The organism is Bacillus solitudinis, assembly GCF_002797395.1.
Lineage (GTDB): Bacteria > Bacillota > Bacilli > Bacillales > Bacillaceae_D > Halalkalibacter_A > Halalkalibacter_A solitudinis.
This window is the reverse complement of the sequence record NZ_KZ454943.1, coordinates 1,688,210-1,710,623: the sequence shown is the minus strand read 5'-3', so window position 1 is coordinate 1,710,623 and position 22,414 is coordinate 1,688,210. Positions and strand designations below refer to the sequence as shown.

The 22,414-nt window shown below is 34.0% G+C and carries 22 protein-coding genes and 1 pseudogene; 22 read left to right on the top strand and 1 reads right to left on the bottom strand.

Annotation, left to right across the window (positions count from 1 at the left end; genetic code table 11):
* Positions 1 to 245: 245 nt before the first annotated feature.
* From CEF19_RS08200 to CEF19_RS24225, 20 genes and pseudogenes are all read left to right on the top strand, one after another.
* Complete coding sequence (locus CEF19_RS08200; protein ID WP_100405641.1) at positions 246 to 2,066, top strand: polysaccharide biosynthesis protein; 1,821 nt, start codon at positions 246 to 248, stop codon at positions 2,064 to 2,066.
* A 37-nt stretch (positions 2,067 to 2,103) separates the two neighbouring features.
* The gene (gene galU, locus CEF19_RS08195) at positions 2,104 to 2,991 is read left to right on the top strand and encodes a UTP--glucose-1-phosphate uridylyltransferase GalU (protein WP_100405640.1); all 888 of its coding nucleotides are present in this window, start codon (positions 2,104 to 2,106) and stop codon (positions 2,989 to 2,991) included.
* A 37-nt stretch (positions 2,992 to 3,028) separates the two neighbouring features.
* Complete coding sequence (locus CEF19_RS08190) at positions 3,029 to 3,409, top strand: type II secretion system protein (protein WP_100405639.1); 381 nt, start codon at positions 3,029 to 3,031, stop codon at positions 3,407 to 3,409.
* Between the two features lie 482 nt (positions 3,410 to 3,891).
* Positions 3,892 to 5,007: a DegT/DnrJ/EryC1/StrS family aminotransferase gene (locus CEF19_RS08185; RefSeq protein ID WP_100408248.1), complete on the top strand. Its 1,116-nt coding sequence runs from the start codon at positions 3,892 to 3,894 to the stop codon at positions 5,005 to 5,007.
* Positions 5,007 to 5,651: a sugar transferase gene (locus CEF19_RS08180; RefSeq protein WP_100405638.1), complete on the top strand. Its 645-nt coding sequence runs from the start codon at positions 5,007 to 5,009 to the stop codon at positions 5,649 to 5,651. The genes CEF19_RS08185 and CEF19_RS08180 overlap by 1 nt, the downstream gene beginning before the upstream one ends.
* Complete coding sequence (locus CEF19_RS08175) at positions 5,648 to 6,268, top strand: acetyltransferase (protein ID WP_100405637.1); 621 nt, start codon at positions 5,648 to 5,650, stop codon at positions 6,266 to 6,268. Before CEF19_RS08180 ends, CEF19_RS08175 begins: the two co-directional genes overlap by 4 nt.
* A gap of 27 nt (positions 6,269 to 6,295) precedes the next feature.
* A complete protein-coding gene (locus tag CEF19_RS08170) occupies positions 6,296 to 7,462 on the top strand; it encodes a glycosyltransferase family 2 protein (RefSeq protein ID WP_100405636.1) in 1,167 nt (388 codons plus the stop codon).
* Positions 7,463 to 7,552: 90 nt separating this feature from the next.
* A complete protein-coding gene (locus CEF19_RS08165) occupies positions 7,553 to 8,866 on the top strand; it encodes a nucleotide sugar dehydrogenase (RefSeq protein ID WP_100405635.1) in 1,314 nt (437 codons plus the stop codon).
* Between the two features lie 34 nt (positions 8,867 to 8,900).
* Positions 8,901 to 10,052, top strand: a complete 1,152-nt coding sequence (locus tag CEF19_RS08160) for a glycosyltransferase family 4 protein (RefSeq protein ID WP_100405634.1) — start codon at positions 8,901 to 8,903, stop codon at positions 10,050 to 10,052.
* A 107-nt stretch (positions 10,053 to 10,159) separates the two neighbouring features.
* Positions 10,160 to 11,386: an MATE family efflux transporter gene (locus CEF19_RS08155; protein WP_100405633.1), complete on the top strand. Its 1,227-nt coding sequence runs from the start codon at positions 10,160 to 10,162 to the stop codon at positions 11,384 to 11,386.
* A gap of 28 nt (positions 11,387 to 11,414) precedes the next feature.
* Positions 11,415 to 12,953 (top strand): asparagine synthetase B family protein, encoded by a 1,539-nt coding sequence (locus CEF19_RS08150; RefSeq protein WP_100405632.1) that lies wholly within the window; start codon positions 11,415 to 11,417, stop codon positions 12,951 to 12,953.
* A complete protein-coding gene (locus tag CEF19_RS08145; protein WP_100405631.1) occupies positions 12,950 to 13,678 on the top strand; it encodes a CatB-related O-acetyltransferase in 729 nt (242 codons plus the stop codon). Before CEF19_RS08150 ends, CEF19_RS08145 begins: the two co-directional genes overlap by 4 nt.
* Positions 13,679 to 13,686: 8 nt before the next feature.
* Positions 13,687 to 14,964, top strand: coding sequence for an O-antigen polymerase (locus tag CEF19_RS08140; RefSeq protein WP_100405630.1), 1,278 nt, complete (start codon positions 13,687 to 13,689; stop codon positions 14,962 to 14,964).
* Between the two features lie 110 nt (positions 14,965 to 15,074).
* Positions 15,075 to 16,239: pseudogene (locus CEF19_RS08135) on the top strand (nucleotide sugar dehydrogenase).
* Between the two features lie 79 nt (positions 16,240 to 16,318).
* Positions 16,319 to 16,624: a transposase gene (locus CEF19_RS08130; RefSeq protein WP_100405629.1), complete on the top strand. Its 306-nt coding sequence runs from the start codon at positions 16,319 to 16,321 to the stop codon at positions 16,622 to 16,624.
* On the top strand, positions 16,611 to 16,937 hold the full coding sequence (locus tag CEF19_RS08125) for a hypothetical protein (RefSeq protein ID WP_100405628.1): 327 nt from the start codon (positions 16,611 to 16,613) through the stop codon (positions 16,935 to 16,937). Before CEF19_RS08130 ends, CEF19_RS08125 begins: the two co-directional genes overlap by 14 nt.
* An 80-nt stretch (positions 16,938 to 17,017) precedes the next feature.
* On the top strand, positions 17,018 to 17,269 hold the full coding sequence (locus CEF19_RS24230) for a DDE-type integrase/transposase/recombinase (protein WP_100405627.1): 252 nt from the start codon (positions 17,018 to 17,020) through the stop codon (positions 17,267 to 17,269).
* A gap of 62 nt (positions 17,270 to 17,331) precedes the next feature.
* Entirely contained in the window at positions 17,332 to 17,556 is a 225-nt protein-coding gene (locus tag CEF19_RS08115) for an IS1096 element passenger TnpR family protein (protein ID WP_100405626.1), read from the top strand.
* Positions 17,553 to 17,720, top strand: a complete 168-nt coding sequence (locus CEF19_RS23100; RefSeq protein ID WP_157800911.1) for a hypothetical protein — start codon at positions 17,553 to 17,555, stop codon at positions 17,718 to 17,720. Before CEF19_RS08115 ends, CEF19_RS23100 begins: the two co-directional genes overlap by 4 nt.
* 453 nt (positions 17,721 to 18,173) lie before the next feature.
* Positions 18,174 to 18,332, top strand: coding sequence for a hypothetical protein (locus CEF19_RS24225; RefSeq protein WP_406565347.1), 159 nt, complete (start codon positions 18,174 to 18,176; stop codon positions 18,330 to 18,332).
* A 366-nt stretch (positions 18,333 to 18,698) separates the two neighbouring features.
* Here CEF19_RS24225 and CEF19_RS08105 read toward each other — a convergent pair whose 3' ends face one another.
* Positions 18,699 to 19,553, bottom strand: a complete 855-nt coding sequence (locus CEF19_RS08105) for an AraC family transcriptional regulator (RefSeq protein WP_227521952.1) — start codon at positions 19,551 to 19,553, stop codon at positions 18,699 to 18,701.
* Between the two features lie 294 nt (positions 19,554 to 19,847).
* Between CEF19_RS08105 and CEF19_RS08100 the strand changes: the two genes are divergently transcribed.
* Positions 19,848 to 20,651: a rhamnogalacturonan acetylesterase gene (locus CEF19_RS08100; protein WP_100405625.1), complete on the top strand. Its 804-nt coding sequence runs from the start codon at positions 19,848 to 19,850 to the stop codon at positions 20,649 to 20,651.
* 50 nt (positions 20,652 to 20,701) lie between these two features.
* The gene (locus CEF19_RS08095) at positions 20,702 to 22,375 is read left to right on the top strand and encodes a rhamnogalacturonan acetylesterase (RefSeq protein WP_100405624.1); all 1,674 of its coding nucleotides are present in this window, start codon (positions 20,702 to 20,704) and stop codon (positions 22,373 to 22,375) included.
* Positions 22,376 to 22,414 lie beyond the last annotated feature (39 nt).

The window sequence follows — 22,414 nt, the reverse complement described above, 5'->3', positions numbered from 1 at the left end:
CCATTTTTTATAGATTAAGAAAATAGTCTTACTTATAAATTTTGAAAATTCGACATTTTTACTCTGAAAAATATTATAATAGATAGGAATAAAAAAACACTAGCATGATTTCTAGCACGAGTATCCTACCCATACACAGAAAGAAACCTTAACTAATTTGCCTCTATCTAGCGACAAGTTTGTTAGGGTTTCTTATTTTAAGAAGTAAAATAATCTGTGTTCAACCTTAAAAGGAGGGCCAATAAATGACATTAAAAAAACGCATTCTATCCCTTGTACTTATAGATTCTATTATAGTGTTAACATCCATTTATGTGAGTAATTTTTTACTCCTTCCAACCAATAATCCATTTACACTTTTGTTACTTGTGAGCTCGATTGTTTTATTATGTAGTCACCATACCTTTGCGGCTATGTATAAGCTTTACAAACGAGTTTGGCAATACGCAAGTATGAATGAGCTATACGCCATTTTCCTGGCGGTCACGCTCTCGGTCGGTGTAACGGCCATCGCCCAAATTCTCCTTATTCAAGACGTGACTTTCAGGACCCTTACGATTACATGGATGATGCATATCATTCTAATAGGGGGTTCGCGTTTTGCATGGCGTATGTACCGTGATACATATCTTCCTCACCAAAGAACAGGGAAACGCACACTAATTATCGGTGCTGGAAATGCGGGAACAATGATTGCGCGCCAGCTAAAGCAAAGCAATGAGGGTGAACTTGAGCCCGTCGGTTTTGTTGATGATGACATTCACAAGCAGCAGCTTGAAATCTTAGGAGTGCCTGTCTTAGGCAACGTGAAAGAAATAGAAGAACTCGTCAAAGACCATGATATTGAAAATATTGTGATTGCGATCCCGTCCTTAAATCAACGCGCATTGAATGAAATCTTTCTTGAATGCTCGAAGACGAAAGCAAAGACGCAAATCCTGCCACGAATTGAAGACTTAATGCTCGGAAATGTCTCGGTAAACCACTTCCGTGATGTTGAAGTAGAAGACTTACTTGGACGTGAACCCGTCGAGTTAGATGTTGATGGCATTGCCGAGTACATTACAAAAAGAACAATTTTAGTCACTGGCGCAGGTGGGTCGATTGGTTCCGAGGTTTGTCGTCAGGTCGCGCGTTTTACGCCAAAAGAAATCATTCTCCTTGGACACGGCGAAAACAGCATCTATTCCATTGAGATGGAATTAAGACGAAATCTGCCAGACCTAGTCATCTCAACCGAAATCGCGGATGTACAAGACCGTGAGAAAATATTCAAGATTATGAACACTAGGCAACCACATGTGGTCTTCCATGCAGCTGCGCATAAGCATGTGCCATTAATGGAACGCAACCCAGAAGAGGCCGTGAAAAACAATATCATCGGAACGAGAAACGTAGCCGAAGCAGCAAGTGACGCCAAGGTAAACACATTCGTGATGATTTCTACAGATAAAGCCGTTAACCCTACAAGCGTAATGGGAGCAACGAAGCGAATTGCCGAAATGATTATTCAGCATATGGACATGGTAAGCAAAACAAGGTTTGTCGCTGTCCGCTTCGGAAATGTACTCGGTAGCCGAGGAAGTGTGATTCCTCTATTTAAAGACCAAATTAAAAGCGGTGGACCTGTTACCGTTACAGATCCTGAAATGGTTCGTTATTTTATGACAATTCCTGAAGCATCGAGACTCGTCCTTCAAGCAGGATCACTTGCACAAGGCGGAGAAGTATTCGTCCTTGATATGGGTGAGCCGGTGAAAATTGTTGACTTGGCAAGGAATCTTATTAAGCTATCAGGTTACACCGAAGACGAGATTCCGATTAAGTTTACCGGTATGCGTCCTGGGGAGAAGATGTTTGAAGAGCTTCTAGGTAAGGATGAAGTCCACGCTGAACAAGTGTATCCGTCGATTTATCGAGGAAAGACGCCGCTAGTTAATATTAATGTAACGTTTGATTTGGTTGAAAGGTTTCAGGGGATGAGTCGTGAAATGTTGCGACAGGAGTTATTGGATATTGCGAACTTCAGGACTCGTGAGTTGAGAATTTTGAGTGTGGTGAAGTGATAGTAAAAGCGATAGGGTTTTCTAAGGAGGGTCATGGATGAAAAAGATAAAAAAAGCGATTATACCAGCAGCAGGACTTGGAACGAGATTTCTTCCAGCGACAAAGGCTATGCCAAAAGAAATGCTACCAATCGTTGATAAACCAACGATTCAATATATCGTCGAAGAAGCGGTCCAATCAGGTATTGAAGATATTATCATTGTCACAGGCAAAGGAAAACGCGCGATTGAAGATCATTTTGACCATGCATTTGAATTAGAAAAAAACTTATTCGATAAAGGGAAGACGGAATTACTAGAAAAAGTGCAATACTCAACAAATATGGTTGATATTCATTATATTCGTCAAAAGGAACCTAAGGGTTTAGGACATGCGGTCTGGTGTGCACGTAAATTTATTGGAGACGAGCCATTTGCTGTATTACTAGGTGATGATATCGTTCAAGCAGAAAAGCCTTGTTTGCAACAATTGATGGAGCAATACAATGAAACATTGTCGTCTGTGGTCGGTGTCATGTCCGTACCTGACGAAGAAACGCATCGTTACGGAATTGTCGACCCAATTACAAGAGAAGGAAGACGCTATAGCGTTAATCAATTCGTTGAAAAGCCAGCACAAGGGACAGCTCCTTCTAATTTAGCTATTATGGGGCGTTATATTTTAACTCCGGAGATTTTCACGTTTCTTGAGCAGCAAGAAGTAGGGGCTGGTGGAGAGATTCAGCTTACGGATGCAATTCAAAGATTGAATGAGATTCAGCGGGTCTTTGCTTATGCTTATGAAGGCGAGCGTTATGATGTTGGAGAGAAGTTGGGGTTTGTGAAGACGTCAATTGAGTTTGCTTTGCAGAATCCAGAGTTGAGAGGGGAATTGCTGGTTTATCTTGAAGGAGCGATGGATAAGCATAGGCAGGCGGTGAAGTAATCGCCTGCTTATCGAACTAGCTAAAAGGTATGGTAAGATGAGCTGTGTTAAGACGTTAGTTATAGCCAAAGGGAAGTTACTAAATTCTAAAGGAATAACTTTAGTCGAACTACTTGTAACTATAACAATATTAGGAATACTAGCAGCCATTGTAATTCCTACATTAACTGGATTAACAGAAAAGGCTAAAGTAGAAGTATGTAACGCAAACCTGTTAGAGCTAGACAGAGGTTATAAAGCCTATTTAACTTTAGAAAATGTAGAACACTCAGATTTACGGTTCACTCGGTTTTTACAGAATTTTGAAGGAGACCTTTGCCAAAGGGAATGTGAAATAGCTTATATCGATGGGAAAGTTCAATGTAGTACCCTTCCAATAAATGATGAAAATAATGATAATGATGTTCCTTTTCTTTAAAAGAAGACACCTAAAGCCTGTTCTATTATGGAAAGCGTAGGCCTAGATATACGCAAGAAGTAGTGTGGGTTGTTTCTATTTGGAGTTTAACATTTAGTTTGGTGGAATGTGATGGTGTGGGGGGTAAGTGGATTTGTTTTTATTGATTGAATGTTGTAGGAGAACTGACTATCGAATTTAGATGGAACGCTAGAAACCTTGCGGGATAAGGGTTTGAGGCGTTTTTAGTGAGGTTTATAGATTGATTGAATGGTATATATAATAGGAAGAAACTCGGGTTAGGGTGGTTTGGTAGTGAATATCTAATCGGTATTTGCTTGGTAAATTGAATAGATATTACGAGGTGGCTATCAGAAGTAGATAACGATTTTAGTGGTTTAGAAGTTGGTTGGAGTAATAGTTTTGAAGATTCCAAGTAAGTCCTAATCTACTAAAATATTAACTTAACGATGGAAGGAAGTCTATAGATGGAGACAACAAAAGTGAACGAGAGAATTTTTCTTTCATCACCGCATATGAGTGATGAAGGTTATGAAATGGAATATGTAAAGGAAGCTTTTGATACCAACTGGATTGCTCCACTTGGAGAAAACGTAAATGGATTTGAAAAGGAACTGGCAGAAAAGGTTGGTTCTAAAGCAGCAGCAGCACTTTCTTCTGGAACGGCAGCTATTCATTTAGCCCTAAGAGCAGCTGGAGTTGGTGAAGGGGATATCGTATTCTGTCCAACACTTACATTCTCTGCTACAGCTAATCCAATTATCTATCAAAATGCTGTTCCCGTTTTTATTGATAGTGATTATAAAACATGGAATATGTGTCCTGAAGCATTAGAAGAAGCATTCCAAAAGTATCCTAAGGTTAAGGCAGTAATCGTTGTACATCTTTATGGTTTGTCTGCTGATATGGATAGAATCGTAGAACTTTGTAAGAAACATAATGTTGTATTAATAGAAGATGCAGCCGAATCTCTGGGCACTTACTATAAAGGTAGGCACACAGGAACATTTGGCAATTATGGCATCTTCTCTTTTAATGGGAATAAAATCATTACTACTTCTGGTGGTGGAATGCTCGTTTCTGATAATGAAGAGAGAATTGCTAAGGCTAGATTTTGGGCGACTCAATCGAGAGATCAGGCAAGGCACTATCAACATAGCGAATTAGGATTCAATTACCGTATGAGTAATGTAGTTGCAGGGATTGGTAGAGGACAGTTAAAGGTTTTAGATCAAAGGGTGGAGAAGAAACGGTATATCTTCGAGTTTTATAAAAGGGAACTAGATGGGCTTGAAGGAGTTCAGTTCATGCCAAGTAATGAATGGGATGCACCGAATTACTGGTTAAGCTCAATGACGTTGACTGGTAAAGTGAGACCAATTGATATATTTAAAGCGTTGGAAGCTGAGAATATCGAGTCAAGACCGGTTTGGAAGCCAATGCATATGCAGCCTTTCTTTGAGAAGTATGATTATGTTGGGACGGCTGTTTCGGAGAAGTTGTTTGAGAATGGTGTGTGTTTGCCTTCTGACACGAAAATGACTGATGCTGACTTAGCGAAAATTGTAGAAATTATTAAAAAGTTGTGGTGTGAATAATGAGTAATTCAAAAGGTGGATTTTATAGAAGGTTTATAAAAAGACCGATGGATTTCATATTGTCATTAATGGCTATTGTAGCACTTAGTCCCGTTCTTTTAGTAGTTGCTATCTTAGCAAGAACAAAACTAGGAAGTCCGGTATTGTTTAAACAGATACGTCCGGGTTTAAATGAAAAGGTCTTTATGATGTACAAGTTTAGAACGATGACAGATGAAAGAGATGAGAATGGGGAGTTATTGTCGGACAGTGTAAGGTTGACGAAGTTTGGTAAGTTTCTACGTTCCACATCACTAGATGAGCTTCCGGGACTCTTTAATATTGTTAAAGGGGATATGTCGATTATTGGGCCTAGGCCTCTACTGGTTCAATATCTACCTCTTTATAGTAATCATCAAAAACGTCGACACGAAGTTAGACCGGGATTATCAGGGCTGGCTCAAGTTAGTGGTAGAAATACAATCAGTTGGGAAGAAAAATTTAATCTTGATGTGGAATATGTAGAGAATGTTAGTTTTATAAGAGATTGGAAGATTATTCTCCTAACTATAAAAAAAGTGTTTGTTAGGGAAGGTATCAACTCAGAAACTGCAGCAACAATGGAACCTTTTAAAGGGACTAAAAAGGAAAGAATGGAATTATGAAAAAGAAACTTCTTATAATTGGCGCTAGTGGCCACGGCAAGGTTGTGGCTGATCTCGCTTTAAAAATGAATAAGTGGCAGAGTATTGCTTTTTTAGATGATGACGAAAGCATTGAGATGTCAATCGGGATAAAGGTAATAGGGAAATCTTGTGAGGCTTATAATCTTCTAAACGACTATGATATTTTTGTTGCGATAGGTGATAATTCTATCAGAAAAAGGATTCAGAATGAATTAGAAGAAGAAGGTGCAAGTATACCTACTTTAATCCATCCAAATGTAGTACTTGGAGAAAAAGTTGATGTGGCATCTGGAACAGTAATCATGGCCGGTGTAGTGATTAATTGCTGTACCAAAATTGGAAAGGGATGCATCATCAACACGGGGTCTACGGTAGATCATGATAATTTAATTGAGGAATTCGTTCATATATCACCGGGTGCACATTTAGCTGGTATGGTGAGAGTTGGTCAAAAGTCTTGGTTAGGTATTGGTAGTGTGGTAAGTAATAATGTTACTATTACAAGCAGTTGTAAGATTGGTGCAGGTGCTGTTGTAGTTAGGGACATAACTGAAACCGGAACCTATATAGGGGTTCCAGTAAGGAAAGTAAATTAGTTAGTAAAAATTCTAAGGAGAAATCACATGGAGTTAGTATCAAAAATACTATTTTATATAAGTGCATTTATTATTGTATGGGCAATGGTTGGTTATCCAATATCTATAAAATTAATCGGATTCTTATATAAGAACCGAAAGTTAGCAAAAGATTATTCTTATAAACCATCAGTAACAGTTATGGTAGTTGCTCATAATGAAGAAAAAGTAATATTAGAGAAACTTAATAACATTGTTGAATTAGATTATCCCAAAAACAAGATTGAGTTCTTGATAGCATCTGATAATAGTACAGATAAAACAAATGAAATTGTAAAAAAATTTATTAAAGAACATCCAGAAAAAAATATACGTCTATATGAGGTCAGGGAGCGAAAAGGAAAAACAAATGCCCAAAATGAAGCTCATAAAACGGTTACAACTGAATATCTAATTATGACTGATGCAAATTCTATGATGGATAAAAATTCGGTGAAAGAACTTATGGCAGCATTTACATCAGATGACATTGCGTATGTCTCAGGAAGGTTAAAGATTGTCAACCAAGATGTAAGTGATGTGAGTAATGCCGAAGCAAGCTATTGGGATAGTGATATGGCAATTCGTGAAATAGAGGGAAGAATTCAAACTATAACAGCTGGTAACGGAGCATTATACGCTTGTAGCACAAAGGATTATTATGACTTAAATCCAATTCAATGTCATGATAGTGCAATGCCGCCATTATATGCACTTCAAGGAAAACGAGCAATTGCAAATCACGATGCCGTTGCTTATGAGAAGGCAGGAGAAGTTATTGAAGACGAGTTTAGCCGTAAAGTAAGAATGAATAGAATTATCCTTAAACACATTTTACCTGATGTAAGGATATTAAACATTTATAAGTACCAATGGTTTTCGTACTTTTATTTTGGTCACAGGACATGTAGATATTTACTATGGATATCACATTTAGTTGTGTTAATATCCAATGCAATATTGATAACTGACTCACCTTTTTATATGGTTACATTTTTTGGACAAGTACTTTTTTATCTTTTAGCCTTGTTGAGGGCAATCACTAAATCAAATAATAAATATTTAACTTTAATTTATTATTACTGTGTAACAATAATTGCTCAGTGGGTCGGAGTTTATAATATATTGACAGGAAAGGCAAAACCGTTTTGGGAGAAGGCAGAGAGTACAAGGTGAACGTTTCCAGACCATTAAAGATATCATTAATAATTTGGAATTAATAAAAATGTTAACTAACTTATAATATTGTTATAGAGGTGATTTAGAGTGAATTTATTCACTAATATTAAAGATAAAGTGGAAAGAATATCAGTAATTGGACTAGGTTATGTTGGTCTTCCTTTAGCTATCGAACTAGCAAAAAAGTTTGAAGTACTAGGTTTTGATACTAATAAGGAGAAGTTGAACAAATACCTTAATGGTATTGATGTAACGAATGAAGTTGGAGATGAAGCAATCAAAAATACAACTTTAGAATTTACGAGTGAAGAAAGTAGATTAAGAGATTGTAAGTTCCATATTGTAGCTGTCCCTACCCCAATTAACAGTGATAAAACTCCAGATTTAACACCAGTAATCGGAGCAAGTAAAACAGTAGGAAAAAACCTTACAAAAGGTTCGATAGTAGTATTTGAATCAACAGTATATCCGGGCACAACAGAGGAGATATGTATCCCAATCATTGAAAAGGAATCAGGGTTAAAATTCGGAAAAGATTTCAAAGTAGGTTATTCACCTGAACGTATAAATCCGGGAGATAAGGTTAATACATTAACAAAAATAACTAAAGTAGTTTCGGGTTCAGATCAGGATGCCCTGGAAGTAATTTCAAATGTATATGGTTCAATTATAGAAGCTGGAGTTCACAGAGCTGAATCTATAAAAGTAGCAGAAGCATCTAAAGTGATCGAAAACTCTCAGCGAGATATTAATATTGCTTTTATGAACGAGCTTTCAATGGTATTTAACAAGATGGGTATCGATACGAAAGCTGTACTTGAAGCAGCTGGAACAAAGTGGAATTTCCTTAAGTTTACTCCTGGATTAGTGGGAGGACACTGTATTGGTGTAGATCCATATTACTTCACATATAAAGCAGAACAATTGGGGTATCACTCACAAATTATACTAGCTGGAAGGAAAATAAATGATGATATGGGCAAATATGTTGCAAATAATATCATTAAAAAGCTTATAAAAGCAGACCAACCTGTTAAGGGTGCAAAGGTGGCTATTCTAGGTATTACTTTTAAAGAAAATTGTCCAGATGTTCGGAATACAAAGGTAATTGATATTATTAATGAATTAGAAGACTTTGGTGTCGAAGTGTTAGTTCATGATCCAGTAGCTAATAAAGAAGAAGTATGGGATGAATATAGAATAAATTTAGTAGACAAGGAAGCTTTAATTAATTTAAATGGCATTGTTTTAGCAGTTTCGCATAAAAAGTTCAAAGATACTTACGGTTTAGATTTCTTTAACGACTTATATGCAAGTGGTAAGAAAGTAATTATAGATGTTAAAAGTATATTGAATAGGAAAGAGTATGAATCAAGTGGTTATATATATTGGGGTTTGTAATTAGATAACTAATACAAAATATAGGGATGTTGAAATGAAAATATTACACATTTGTTCGTATTATATAGGAAATAAATTATATAAAAATTTAATAAAAGAGTTAGCTAAAGAAGGTTTAGATCAGCACATATTTATTCCTTTAAAAGATGATAATTATGTTGGTAAAAATCAATTATCATCGGATTATAATAATATTAAATATTATTATAAAAAAATCCTTAACAAATATGATAGGTTTTTTTACTCTAATAAAATTAATAAACAAAAGAAAGAAATTGAAAGGGAGATACTGCTAAATACCAAAATTGACTTTATTCATGCACATACTGTTTTTAGTGATGGAGGTACAGCTTATAAACTCTACAAGAAATACAAAATTAACTATGCAGTTAACGTGCGTAATACCGATATTAATTATTTTTACAAGTATGCTTTACACTTAAGACCCTTTATGCATAAAGTTCTATTAAACTCTGGTTATGTGGTTTTTATTTCTTATGCCTACAAAGAACAGTTACTGTCTGCATTGCCGAAGTCAATTGTTTCAAAAATCAAAGATAAATGTGTTGTAATACCTAATGGAATTGATAATTTCTGGCATGAGAACTCACTATTAGAATATAGAAAAAAGAAATTTAATAAAAAAATATCATTTTTATTTATTGGTTTAATAAATAAAAATAAAAACCTTGAAACAGTAATAAAGACTTGTGCACATTTACGAAGTTTAGGATTTGAGCCAGAATTAAATGTTTTAGGGAATGGTCCACTTGAGGACCAATGTAAACAACTTTGTGTAAAATTAAATATTAACAAATATGTGTTTTTTCATGGTTATGTAAGTGATCGGAAAATCATTATGGAATATATAGATAATTCGGATATATTTATAATGCCTTCTTTTACGGAGACTTTTGGTTTAGTATATATTGAAAGTATGTCTAGAGGTATTCCTGTAATTTATTCTAGAGGGCAGGCAATAGATGGCTTTTATAAAGATGGGGAAGTGGGATATTCGGTAGAACCAAATAATATAAGTATGATGGTTGATGTAGTACAGAAAATAATGAACAATTATGTTGAAATTTCAACGAATTGTATTGATAATGCAAAGTTGTTTTTGTGGAAAGATATTGCTAGGAATTATTTAGAGTGTTACAAGAATAATACATCTAAGAATAATTAGTGCTTTGGGTATAAAAAAACTCCGAAAGCTTATTTTATATAGCACTTTTAAATGAATGAAGTAGATTATTGTAACATTAACTCTATTTAAGATGAAAGGTAAAAGTAATGAGTAGAATAATATTAAGTTATTTATCACAAGTTTCTAGAGTATTACTTCTTTTTTTCTTAAGTCTAGTTCTCTCTAGAGAATATGGGGCTATTGATAAGGGGAAGTTTGACTATACTTTGCTTATTTTTAATATCATACTTAATTTCGGGCACTTTGGATTAAATAATGCTTCATTATATTTTTTCAATAAATATAAGAATATATACTTGAAGATAATAAAGGCTAACTTTACTTTATTGATAATATTATATGCTTTTTACTTTTTAATTTTGAATAATCAATTTATTCAAGATTTGTTATCAATACAGTTGGGCACGTCTATTTTATTCGCAGGTATCTTGTACGCATGTTCACTCACACTATCTAATGAATTGAAAAATTTATTTGTCAGTATTAATAGGATTAATACTGTTAATACTATAGAATTAACTTCTAATACAATAAATACTATTGCTATTATTATAGCAATCTTTCTAAATTTTGAAATAGAAAATTTCATTGTTATCTATCTTATGAGTTACTTTTTAAAAATATTAATATCAATAATTATCTTAATTAGGTATAAAAATTTGGGTGTTATATCAAAAAACTCTTATCAAATAGATACAAATAGTATAAATATATTGAAAAACCAAGTGAAGTTTGCAACAGCTATCTATTTATCTACATTTTTTGTTTTTATGAACTATAGAATTGACCAATTATTCATAAAGAATTTTAGTGGTTTTGCTGATTTAGGAGTTTATAGTTTGGCAGTATCACTTTCAGAATTAATATTCATTGTTCATTTGGGAATAGTAAATATACTAAACAGTCAAATGTTAAATTCAAAGAATATCGAAGATAAAATTAAGGGATATAAAAAATATCTAAAATTTTCAGGGATTTTACTTTTGATATTAGTTCCTATTGCTATTGCTATGTCAAATTTAATAACAGTAGTATTTGGACAAGAATTTAAAGGTGCAGTTCCTGTATTTATTATTTTAATAATAGCAAATACGATAGCATCTTTTGCAAAAGTTAGTTTTTCTTTCTTGTACTCAGAAAACAAAAACAATTTCCATTTATTTGTAACCTTTTTCACGGTTTCTATTAATATAATTCTAAATTTTTTATTAATACCCGATTATGGGATGTTAGGAGCAGCCTATGCTTCTTTAATTTCATACATGTTTTATAGTATTTCTTATTTTGTTTACATGAAAAAGAAATATTTATAGCTATAACAAGAAAGAAAGGTGTGAGGATATGTTTCTTGACAAGCACTTGAAAAAGATTAATAGATATGGAAATACTATTTATAGTATAGGTTTGAGTAAAAAAGAAGAGAATTTATTTGAAGATTATGATTTTAATTACTTCAAACATAGTAAATTTCTTCCTATATTAGAGAAATTAAAGGGGAGTTTTTGTATTGTAATTATATGTGAAAATTTTGAGCTACTAATAGTAGATCGTGTAAGAAGTAGACCGTTATTTTACCGATCTGTTGAGCAGAAAATAGAGTACTCTGATAGTATTAACCAATTAATTAGTGGTAACAATGATTTAAATATGAGCTCTATTCAATTATTTAAATCGTCAGGAATTTTCCTTAATTCCAATACGTTTGTTAATGGTATAAACCAGATAGAATCAGGGAATTATTTGGTTATTGATAAGGTGGAAAAATCTTATAATATTAAGCAGTATTATGCATACAAAAAATCAGGATCGGAAACATTTTCATTAGAAGAGTTAGATAATATTTATAATAATTGTATTAAGAGGCTTATTGAAAAGGCAGATGGAAAAAAAATATGCGTACCATTGAGTGCTGGTGAAGACTCTAGATTAATAGTAAAAAAGTTACATGAATATAAGTATACAAACGTATTATGTTACACATTCGGAAAAAAGGGGAATAAAGAAGCAGTTATATCTAAGAAAATTGCGGAAAAATATAATTTTGAATGGCATTTTATAGAGTATGATAAGAAAATGTGGAAAGCACTATTTTTAAGTGAAGATTTTAATGACTTCACTAAATTTAGTTTAAACAAAGCTGGTTTACCACATGTATTAGACTTTATGGCTGTTAAAGAGATGGTCAATAATAATATTATCCCTAAAGATGTGTTGTTTTGTCCTGGACATTCGGGTGATTTTGTTGCGGGCACTCATATACCAAAAAATTTATTCGATTTTAATAAGTATGATTTTAATATCCTTATAAATTATATAATTTATAAACACTTTTATTTAAATGATATAGAAGGTATTGATGATTTAAAAAAACAAATTATAAGTTCATTAAATGTTAACTCAAAAACTCTAAGTCCAGAACAATATGCTGAACTTATTGAATATTGGGATTGGAAAGAAAGACAGTCAAAATTTATTGTAAACTCCGTGAGAGTTTATGAGTATTTTGGTTTTGATTGGGATATACCTTTATGGGATTTCGATATAATGAAATTATGGAATATGACGTGTTATAAGAATAAACTAGATAGAAATTATTATATTAAGTACTCTAATAAATTTATTAAAGAACTGAATAACTCAAATCGAAGTACTCTTTCGATGTTTAAAAAGAAAGGTAAAGTTTATTTGAGCAGTATTGGTATGGTGAGGGATATTTATAAAATATTAGAATATTATACTCATCCTATGAACTGGTATAGTGACGGATTTTTTAAATATGTTAAACATTATTTTGCCAATAAAAAATATAGTATTAATAGTAAAGTAGCCAATTATTCTGTAGAAATACTATGTAATTCTGATAAAGAGGATAAATTATGAAAAGCATATTAAAAAAAATTATTACTCCTTTAATAATTAAATTAATTTTTCTTGGTAAAAATATAAAAGTTGATTCCAACACAACAATTGCGTTATCTTCAATAAAAACTCTGAGATTAAACAAATGTAGTAAAAAATTTCCTAGCACTATTCAAAGAAGTATTATTGGTGATTTAAGAATGGGAGACGGTTGTAGGATAACTTCTTCAGTTGTTGTAGGAGAGGTTGAAATTGAAAGATTTGTTTCTATCAATGGGCCGGGTACAAGGTTAAGTGGTAAATTAAATGGAATTTCAATAGGCAGTTTTACGTCGATAGCTTCAAATGTGGTTATTCAGGAGGAGTACCATAATTACCAAAATCCATCTAGTTACTTTATTATGAAAAATATATTCAACGAGAATATAAAATCTGATATTAACACAAAGGGTAAAATAATTATTGAAGAAGATGTATGGGTTGGCTCAAATTCTGTTATTCTCTCTGGAGTTAAGATTGGTAGAGGAGCAATTATAGGTGCTGGAAGTGTAGTTACCAAAAATGTTCCCCCATATAGTATTTATGCTGGAAATCCGGCTAGATTAATTAGAATGAGATTTACAAATGAAGAAATACATTATCTAGAAAATTCACAATGGTGGAAAATGGGTATAGACCAAATGTTAAAGAATAAAGAATTTTTTAATACTCCTGTTAGTGAACAAGTCTTGAGAAAAAGGAAGTAATTATCCTAATGAATATAAGTAGAACTAAATTATTAATTATTATTCTATTTTATAAAACAATCCTCGAGCTTATTTATAGTTTCCTTATAGTGGAAAATCCAATATATATAGGTTTCTCTATGGATTTTAGTATTCCAAAATATATAATAGGTACAATAATAGTGGTTATTACAATTTATCTATTGCCATTATTACGGAAGCCATCTAGTTATTATTTATTCTTTTATTATTTGGTCTCTGTTATACCTCTTGCAAGTTTATATGCTTTAGAGTCTAATTCATCTGGTTATTTAGTAGCTTCAATTTTTAGTTTTTATATATTATTATTTATTGTAAAAATGAATATAAAATTCAAGGTCAAATCTTTCAAAATAAATTCAAAATTATTTGACTCAGCCTGCTATATTATCATTTTCGGGTTAATAGTATATTTATATACTTCAGGATATAGACCAAGTATATTAGCTTTTAATTTAAATTTAAATTATGCAATTAGAGGGGATATTGAATTTTCAGGGATATTAGGTTATTACTTTGGTATTGTAAATAGAGCGATAATACCAGGGTGTTTCATATTAAGCATTTTTGAGAAAAAATATCTAAAATCGTTATCTTTTGTATTATTGCAATTAGTAATATTTATGTTTTTTCCTCAAAAAACAATATTGTTTTCGCTGTTATTAGTTTTTATTATTTACCTTATAGTTACAAAAGGTAAGTATTATTTTTATCTAATAAATTTTCAGGTTTTTTATTTCATCATTGCAAGTCTATTATATATAATTTTCAATTTTCACTATCTGATTACATTTTCTCCGAGAAGAACACATTTTACCCCAGCGGATATACAATTTTCGTATTATGACTTCTTTGTAAATAGTAATTATTTAAGTTTTTCTCAAAATTTAATTGGAAGGATTTTTAATTTAACGGAAGTGTATGATACGAGTATCGTTTATATAATAGGAGGAATATATTACAATTCTCCAAATATGAGTGCGAATACTAATTTTATGGCAGATGGTTATGCTAATTTTGGAATTTTGGGTATGATTTTGGTGACGGTTATTTTATCCTTTACACTTATCACGTTAGATAGCTTTACAAAAGACTCTAAACATGCAGTAAACATTAGTATATGTTTTATGCCATTATATGCATTGTTAGATGCGTCTATATTTACTGCATTTTTAACTCACGGTATATTATGGGTTTTAATCTTTATTTTTCTTACCCATTTTAGAACAACAAAAAATAATAAAATAGTAAATGAAATAGAGCGCTAATAGTTCTGATGATCGAGCTAAAAATTAAAATATAAAATAGTAAATATAGAAGTACAATATGAGAGTGTTAATGACTGTTAGCTTACATTATAGAGTAAGGATGTGAAAAAATGAAAATTACAATTGCTGGAACAGGATATGTGGGATTATCTAATGCTGTATTGTTATCCCAACATAATGAAGTTATAGCACTAGATATTATTCAAGAGAAAGTAGATATGATTAATAATAAAAAATCTCCGATTTTTGATAATGAGATTGAAGAGTATTTAGTAACTAAAGAATTAAATTTAACTGCAACAACTGATAATTATATAGCTTTTAAAGATGCAGAATATGTAATTATTTCTACTCCAACAAACTATGATCCGGAAAAAATTACTTCAATACTAGAACAGTAGAAGCGGTCATTGCCAATGTTTTATCCATTAACCCAGATGCAGTAATGGTCATCAAATCAACTGTTCCAGTAGGTTATACAGAGAAAGTTCGTAAAAACTTCGAAACTAACAATATTATATTCTCGCCAGAATTTCTAAGAGAAGGTAAGGCTTTATATGATAATCTATATCCTTCTCGGATCATTGTAGGCGAGCAGTCTAAAAGAGCTAAGGTTTTTGCAGATTTATTAGTGCAAGGTGCTCTAAAAGAAGATATTGATGTCTTGTATACTAATTCAACCGAAGCAGAAGCTATAAAGCTATTTGCTAACACATACTTAGCAATGAGGGTTGCTTTCTTTAATGAGCTCGATTCGTATGCAGAGGTTAGGGGATTAAATGCACAGCAAATAATTGAAGGTGTAGGACTTGATCCCCGAATTGGGAACCACTATAACAATCCATCGTTTGGTTATGGAGGTTACTGTTTGCCAAAGGACACAAAGCAGCTACTTGCTAACTATGCTGATGTTCCAAATAATATTATGGCAGCAATTGTAGATGCTAACAGAACAAGAAAAGATCATATAGCAGAAATGATTATTAAACGAAACCCTAAGATTGTAGGAATTTATCGACTGACAATGAAAATGGATTCGGACAACTTTAGGCAATCTGCTATTCAAGGGGTTATGAAACGTATAAAAGCAAAGGGTATTGAAGTCGTTGTTTATGAGCCAGCTTTAAGCGAGGATAGTTTTATAATTCAAGAGTAGTAAATGATTTTGAAGAATTTAAGAAGATTAGTGATGTTATTGTGGCTAATCGCTTATCAGATGACTTACGTGAAGTAGAGGATAAAGTATACACAAGAGATTTATTTAGTAGAGATTAGTAGTACAAATAATCACCCGCTAACATACCGTACCCAAAAACATGGACAAAAAATTACAGATTATGCTATAGTTTGAGCCATGAAAAATCATAAAAAATATTCTCCTGAATTTAAAGAAACGGTCATTTTAGACCTTTTTAGTAGTAATAAAACGATGGTAAGTATTAGAGAAAAGTATGGGATTAATTATGTAACGTTACGGAAGTGGAAAGAGGAAGCTTTGGGTAGGTTGCCGTTAGTCTTATTTAAGGAAACAACTGGAGATCTTAGAGTACAGGAGTTGCAGAAGGAGAATAGTCGATTACTAGACCAGTTGAATAAGAAAGAAATGGAGTTATCATTTGCAAAGCACGATTGTGAGAGGAATGCGGGTGAAGGATCGTAAGAGTTTAATAGAGCCAAATTATCCGAAACTATCGATTAGTCGTCAATGCGATGTACTCCAAATTTCTCAGTCTTCTTATTATACATCATCCAAGGAACCTTCTTTGGATGATGTTCTTCTTATGAATTGTATTGATGAGATTCATACAAATTTCCCAGGTTTTGGGGTTCGGTTAATAAATGGCCGCCTTCGAAAGCGCTACAATATTAAGAACGGTCTAAAGCGAACAAGTAGTTTGATGGAGAAGATGAAAATAAAGATTCCGGTAAAGCAATATGTAGAGATGCACACGGTTATCTATTACAAGGTTTAACGATTGATCATCCGAATCATGTCTGGAGCATTAATATCTCATATATTGGAATGATCGATTGTTTTTGTTATTAAGTTGCGATTATCGACTGGTATAGTCGTTATGTCGTTGGTTGGCAATTAGAGCCGACGCTGCATTTACATAATGTCATTGAGACAATTGAGCAAGCAATCATTGAATATGGCAATCCTAAAATCATGAATTGTGATAATGGAAATCAATTTACTTCTAATGCCTATCATAGGTTGTTAATGGAAAGCGGGATTACGATGAGTTTTAACCGCAAAGGCAAGCCGATAATCATGCAATCGAACGTTTTTCCGCAGCTTTAGTCTAGCAGTTACACCATGCTGTTGACGCAGTAGCAAATCAAGAAATAGTTGGTAAAGTCTCTGTGTTATCTCCATGTAATGATGGGCAGTGGAGTCGCCCACCGGAATTTATTCGCTCAGTTGAAAGGTATGATGCATTTTTGAAAATAGTCATGAATCCCGACCATCCTCAGCATGAAGAAATGCTTGAGGCAGCAGAGAAAGACACGTATTTCGCAGGAAGTTCGATCCAGAGTACTTTTACAAAAGAGCTGCCAATCAAAAGATTGATTACTATATTAGTATGAACAAGCTTCAATTTGAAGATGATATTTATGGTACAGTTGAATCAATTGAGGATAAGCGTATCTACATTCAAACCGTTGACGGTCCTATCAGTCTTTCCGATCTTGAAGATTTATTGGGATCCTATGCAAACCAGGCATCGATTGAGATCAAAGTGAAGAAGTAGGCGCAAAGGGAATGATTCCTTGTCCCAAAACCCATTCCTATAGGCAGTGCCGACACTAAACTAGAATAATTGTCTGATTAGTTGAATAGTTTCCAAACTTGGCTCCACATCATGGGTACCCTTATGGACAAGGGTCGCGATTTTTCCCTGATTACTACAATCATAATTATTGTTTCTGGTCCGAAGATCGGTTCGGTAAATACTCTATTTCAAACCGATAGCTTGCTCATCAACAGTAGGAAATAATAGCTCGTCGGTTTGACCAAGTTACCGGTACTAAAAATAACAACAGGCCCTCCATAAATAATGGGAGGGCCTGTTGTTATGACCGTCAAGTAAAACTGGAATATACCATATTATGTGGCGGGGGCTGGTGGGCAGGATATTTTTTATGACGATGAGAACCGGATAAAGTATCTTGATACGGTTTTGAAATATAAAAAGCGGGTGAACATGACGGTGTATGGTTGGTGTTTGATGAGTAACCATGTTCATTTGCTAGTAATAAGGGAGGGGAATGAGGATCTTTGGATTACAATGAAGCGGATTGGGATTAGCTTTACATCTTATTATAATTGGAAATACCGCAAGTTAAGAGTTTGCCGAACGTGAAGCGAAATGAATTGTTGAAAAAAGTAAAAAGAATTGAGGGGGGATCGCAACGGCAAGCAACGAGGATTTTGGGAGTTTCTCCTAATCTTATTTTTAAAGCGTAGGATGAAGCGCGGGAACCGTCCCGGCGCTTCCCTTACCAAAATTGTCATTGCTTGTCTTGAAGTTATTACATCTATGAGAACGGCAATCCTTTGAACACTTCGTTCAGTCAAGGCTTGAACTTTAGAAAAAAAGAATTCAGCAAACCTTCTATTATACAACGTAGCTATCCATTAGACGGAGGTCTTCCTGTAAGCCTGGAGCTGGATACCGCCGTTGTTCGGTATAGTGTATTTCAGAGGTTGCATGTTTAGAGTAGTTAAATTAACGCTCCCCTGATCTTTTCCGATACTGTATCGGAGTGACTCCTACAAGCTTTTTAAACGTTGTATTAAAGTGAGATAACGTTGAAAACCCAACATTGTCAGCAATCGTCAATGTTTTTTCTTGTGTCTCTCGTAATTGTTTTTTAGCCTCGTTCATTCGAATCTCCACTAAATATTCTCGGAAGCCAAACCCAGTCAACTTTTTAAAGATTCTGCTTAAATAGGAAGGGCTTATGTAAAAATCCTTTGCAATGTCTTCCAATTTAATATCATCGTAGTAGTGTCTTTTAATATAGGAGGTTATTTCTTGTATTTTTTCAAACATGGGGTGTGTGTGGTCATGAAGGTCTCGATTCTCTTGATTCAGAAGACGGTAAATTCGGATGAGCAGCAGGCTCAAGGTTGATTTCACACATGGTTCAAATCCTGATTCCTGTTGGCTGCATTCCGAAAATAGCTCACGGATGATTTGCTCGATGGCTAACTGATCCTTTAAGGGAAACTTTATGAGCTGGGAGCCTTGAGCTAAAGGGAAAAGGGTATCCGCTAGTTCCTCGCATTGAGGAAGGATAAATTCCGGCTCAAAATAAACCACAATTCGTTCAAAATTCGGTACATCTGTACTAGTCGTATAATGAGGGTCATGAGGATTAATGATGACGAGATCGCCTTTTTGGGCTTTATATTCTATGTTATTAATTAAATAGGTTCGTTCTCCTCCAAGCAAATAAAAAATTTCATAATAAGAATGATGGTGACTTTTCGTCATGTTGAATTTCCCATAAAAGTTTAAATATTGAATCGAGAAGGCTTCGTTTTCTATACTGTACTTTTCGTTGACAGGGCTTATCAAGCTACCTTCACCTCACTAGAAAATATAATAAACCGCTTTCATAAGAAGGGTTACTTTTATAAGATTTTGCTCAGATAATAGAAACAGAATAAAAAAATTTTTATTTATTGAACATGTAAATGTAAAGATAAGACAAAAAACCGTAACAATATCTTAAACTTTCGTGTTAAATTTATCAATGCATAGAAAGTAATGCATTTTTAATACTCTTTTGGAAAGGAGTAGAAATGTTCTTTTTATTGAAAGCGCTTCAATTTTTAGGAGGTTTAATTAATTTTAGGAGGGGATAAACAGATGAAAAAGAAGCTTTCTTTGTTATGTATCGCTCTATTTCCTTTGTTTCTAACTTTAGGTGCTTTGACTATTTTTGCGTCAATCGGATTGGAAAAAGGAAAGTCTGATCACGACCAAAATACTAGATCCATCTATGTGGTCGGTGATTCTACCGCTTCCAACTATTCAAGCAATTTCGCCCCAAGAGCTGGATGGGGACAGGTTTTTGGTGAGATGTTTGATCAGAAAATTGTTGTAAAAAATCATGCTGCATCCGGACGAAGCTCGAAAAGTTTTATTGATGAAGGCAGGCTAACGGATGTTTTGAATCAGATTGAAAAAGGGGATTATCTATTTATTCAATTTGGTCATAACGATCAAAAAAATGATGACCCAAGCCGGTACACAGAGCCTTCAACAACGTATAAAAGCTATTTAAAGCAGTATATTGATGGAGCTTATGCAAAAGATGCGCTCCCGGTTTTAGTAACGTCAGTGGAACGAAGACGTTTTACAGATGACGGGCAGGCTAGAGATTCTCTCGGAGATTACCCGCAGGCTTTGAGGGAGCTTGGTGCTGAATTACATGTACCTGTTATTGATTTAACAACAAAAAGTAAGGCATTGTATCAAGAGGTTGGTCCAGAAGAAACGAAAAAAGTATTTTTATGGCTTGAGGCGGATGAACATGAAAATTACCCTGACGGAGTTCAAGATAATACGCATTTTCAAGAGAATGGAGCTAGACTAATTGCAAAATTGGTCGCACATGAGATTAAGGAATTGAAGCTTAGGTATCTTCATAGTCATGTGATTCAAGAATAACTTATGAGTGTTCCTACCAATAAAAACCTGAAAATTGAAAGGAGTATAATATGAAAAAAGGGAAACGAATATGGAGTTTAACTTTTGTTTTTCTCATAGTCTTTATGAGTATCATGTCTACTGCTACACCATTAAGCCAGGTACTAGCGGCAGAAATTGAACAAGGTTTCAAATTTTCATTCGGAGAAAATCCAAAAGATGGGTTTATCAGAATCGATAAGTCCTCAAATTACTCATCGGAAACGGGAAATGGATTGGAAAATTCATCTGAAATTCAAACTAGTCAAGATGCAATTTCAGGTTCGGAAATTCTATTCCGTGTCGATTTACCAGTAAACGATTATAGTGTTTCTCTGGTTGCCCCTCATACAATGGATACTGCTAAAACAAAAGTCTTTGTCAATAATGTAGAAATCAAAAAGTCATGGGTCCAGCAGGATGGCGAAAATATATTGACATTTAAGTTCGCTTTAATCGATGATTCCATGAATTTTAGGATGACGGGAGAACCAAATACTCTTTCCGAGCTGACCATTACTCCATTGCCAAAACGGACAGCAGGTGAAGACCCATCCATTTTTTTGATTAGTGACTCAACTGTAAGGAATTATGAAATTGCACGTGCTCCAATGACTGGCTGGGGACAAGTTCTTGACCGTCTATTTCAGCCAGAAATAAAAATTAAAAACCGGGCAATGGGGGGGAGAAGTACTAGAACTGCCTATGCTGAAGGCAGATTGAATGACTTGCTTGTTGATGTGAAACCTGGGGATTATGTCTTTATTCAGTTTGCTCACAATGATGAAGCTGTTAATTATCCTGATCGATACGTGACAGTTGATGAATACAAGTCATACCTGAACAATTATTACGTTAAAGGGGCAATCCAACGAGGAGCAATCCCAGTTGCTTTAACTTCAATGAACAGACGTACGTTTAAAAAAGATATTGGTGCCTTTGTTGATAGTTTTCCAGCCTATACTCAGGCGATGAAAGAGGTAGCTGCTGAGAATAATCTGGTCCTTCTCGATTTGAACACAAAAAGTTTGGAGTATTATAACGAACTTGGCTATGAAGGGACAGCTTCCATCTTTATGCAGCTAAAGCCAGGTGAAAATCCCAATTATCCTACTGGATCGAATGACAATACGCATTTTAAAGAAGCAGGTGCTAAGCAAATGGCAAGAATGATTGTCGAGGAAATAAATGATAAGATTCCTGCTTTAGCTCAATACTCACTTCCATACCATAAAGAAATGAGAGAAGTATTTAAAGATACCGAAACAGTTTGGGAAAGAGAACAAATTGAAAAGATGGCTCTTTTAGGAGTAATGTCTGGTGTAGGCGAAAATTTCAAACCAGAACGAGAGGTTCGCTTGAAAGATTATGTAGAGATGTTAGAAAAATTAACTGGTTTACAACCAAACGAACTGGGACTTGAAAATATAGATCAGAGACCTGAACTCTTAACTCGCGAAAATGCGGTCAGCCTTGCTCTTGATGCCTACTCTCTAAAGAAGAATATCACTCCTCCTGAAGGAAATCTGAATATCTATTCTGATAATGGCGCTGTATCTCCTAACCTTGTGAATAAAGTGGCGTCTGCAGCTGAGTTAAAACTTATAATTTCTGATAAAGATAACTTGCTGCATCCAAAGGCAGTCATGACAAAAAAAGATACTGCGGTATTATTGTACAAAATTTACATCATGCTAAATATTTAGAAAGTTGTGGAAGCGCGGGGACGGTTCTCGTGCTTTCTC

What these genes read in the sequence shown, in the direction of transcription:
- CEF19_RS08200 (WP_100405641.1), top strand. Translation starts at nt 246, where the DNA reads ATGACATTAAAAAAACGCATTCTATCCCTTGTACTTATAGATTCTATT.
- galU (WP_100405640.1), top strand. Translation starts at nt 2,104, where the DNA reads ATGAAAAAGATAAAAAAAGCGATTATACCAGCAGCAGGACTTGGAACG.
- CEF19_RS08190 (WP_100405639.1), top strand. Translation starts at nt 3,029, where the DNA reads ATGAGCTGTGTTAAGACGTTAGTTATAGCCAAAGGGAAGTTACTAAAT.
- CEF19_RS08180 (WP_100405638.1), top strand. Translation starts at nt 5,007, where the DNA reads ATGAGTAATTCAAAAGGTGGATTTTATAGAAGGTTTATAAAAAGACCG.
- CEF19_RS08175 (WP_100405637.1), top strand. Translation starts at nt 5,648, where the DNA reads ATGAAAAAGAAACTTCTTATAATTGGCGCTAGTGGCCACGGCAAGGTT.
- CEF19_RS08170 (WP_100405636.1), top strand. Translation starts at nt 6,296, where the DNA reads ATGGAGTTAGTATCAAAAATACTATTTTATATAAGTGCATTTATTATT.
- CEF19_RS08160 (WP_100405634.1), top strand. Translation starts at nt 8,901, where the DNA reads ATGAAAATATTACACATTTGTTCGTATTATATAGGAAATAAATTATAT.
- CEF19_RS08155 (WP_100405633.1), top strand. Translation starts at nt 10,160, where the DNA reads ATGAGTAGAATAATATTAAGTTATTTATCACAAGTTTCTAGAGTATTA.
- CEF19_RS08150 (WP_100405632.1), top strand. Translation starts at nt 11,415, where the DNA reads ATGTTTCTTGACAAGCACTTGAAAAAGATTAATAGATATGGAAATACT.
- CEF19_RS08145 (WP_100405631.1), top strand. Translation starts at nt 12,950, where the DNA reads ATGAAAAGCATATTAAAAAAAATTATTACTCCTTTAATAATTAAATTA.
- CEF19_RS08140 (WP_100405630.1), top strand. Translation starts at nt 13,687, where the DNA reads ATGAATATAAGTAGAACTAAATTATTAATTATTATTCTATTTTATAAA.
- CEF19_RS08130 (WP_100405629.1), top strand. Translation starts at nt 16,319, where the DNA reads ATGAAAAATCATAAAAAATATTCTCCTGAATTTAAAGAAACGGTCATT.
- CEF19_RS23100 (WP_157800911.1), top strand. Translation starts at nt 17,553, where the DNA reads ATGAACAAGCTTCAATTTGAAGATGATATTTATGGTACAGTTGAATCA.
- CEF19_RS24225 (WP_406565347.1), top strand. Translation starts at nt 18,174, where the DNA reads ATGACGGTGTATGGTTGGTGTTTGATGAGTAACCATGTTCATTTGCTA.
- CEF19_RS08100 (WP_100405625.1), top strand. Translation starts at nt 19,848, where the DNA reads ATGAAAAAGAAGCTTTCTTTGTTATGTATCGCTCTATTTCCTTTGTTT.
- CEF19_RS08095 (WP_100405624.1), top strand. Translation starts at nt 20,702, where the DNA reads ATGAAAAAAGGGAAACGAATATGGAGTTTAACTTTTGTTTTTCTCATA.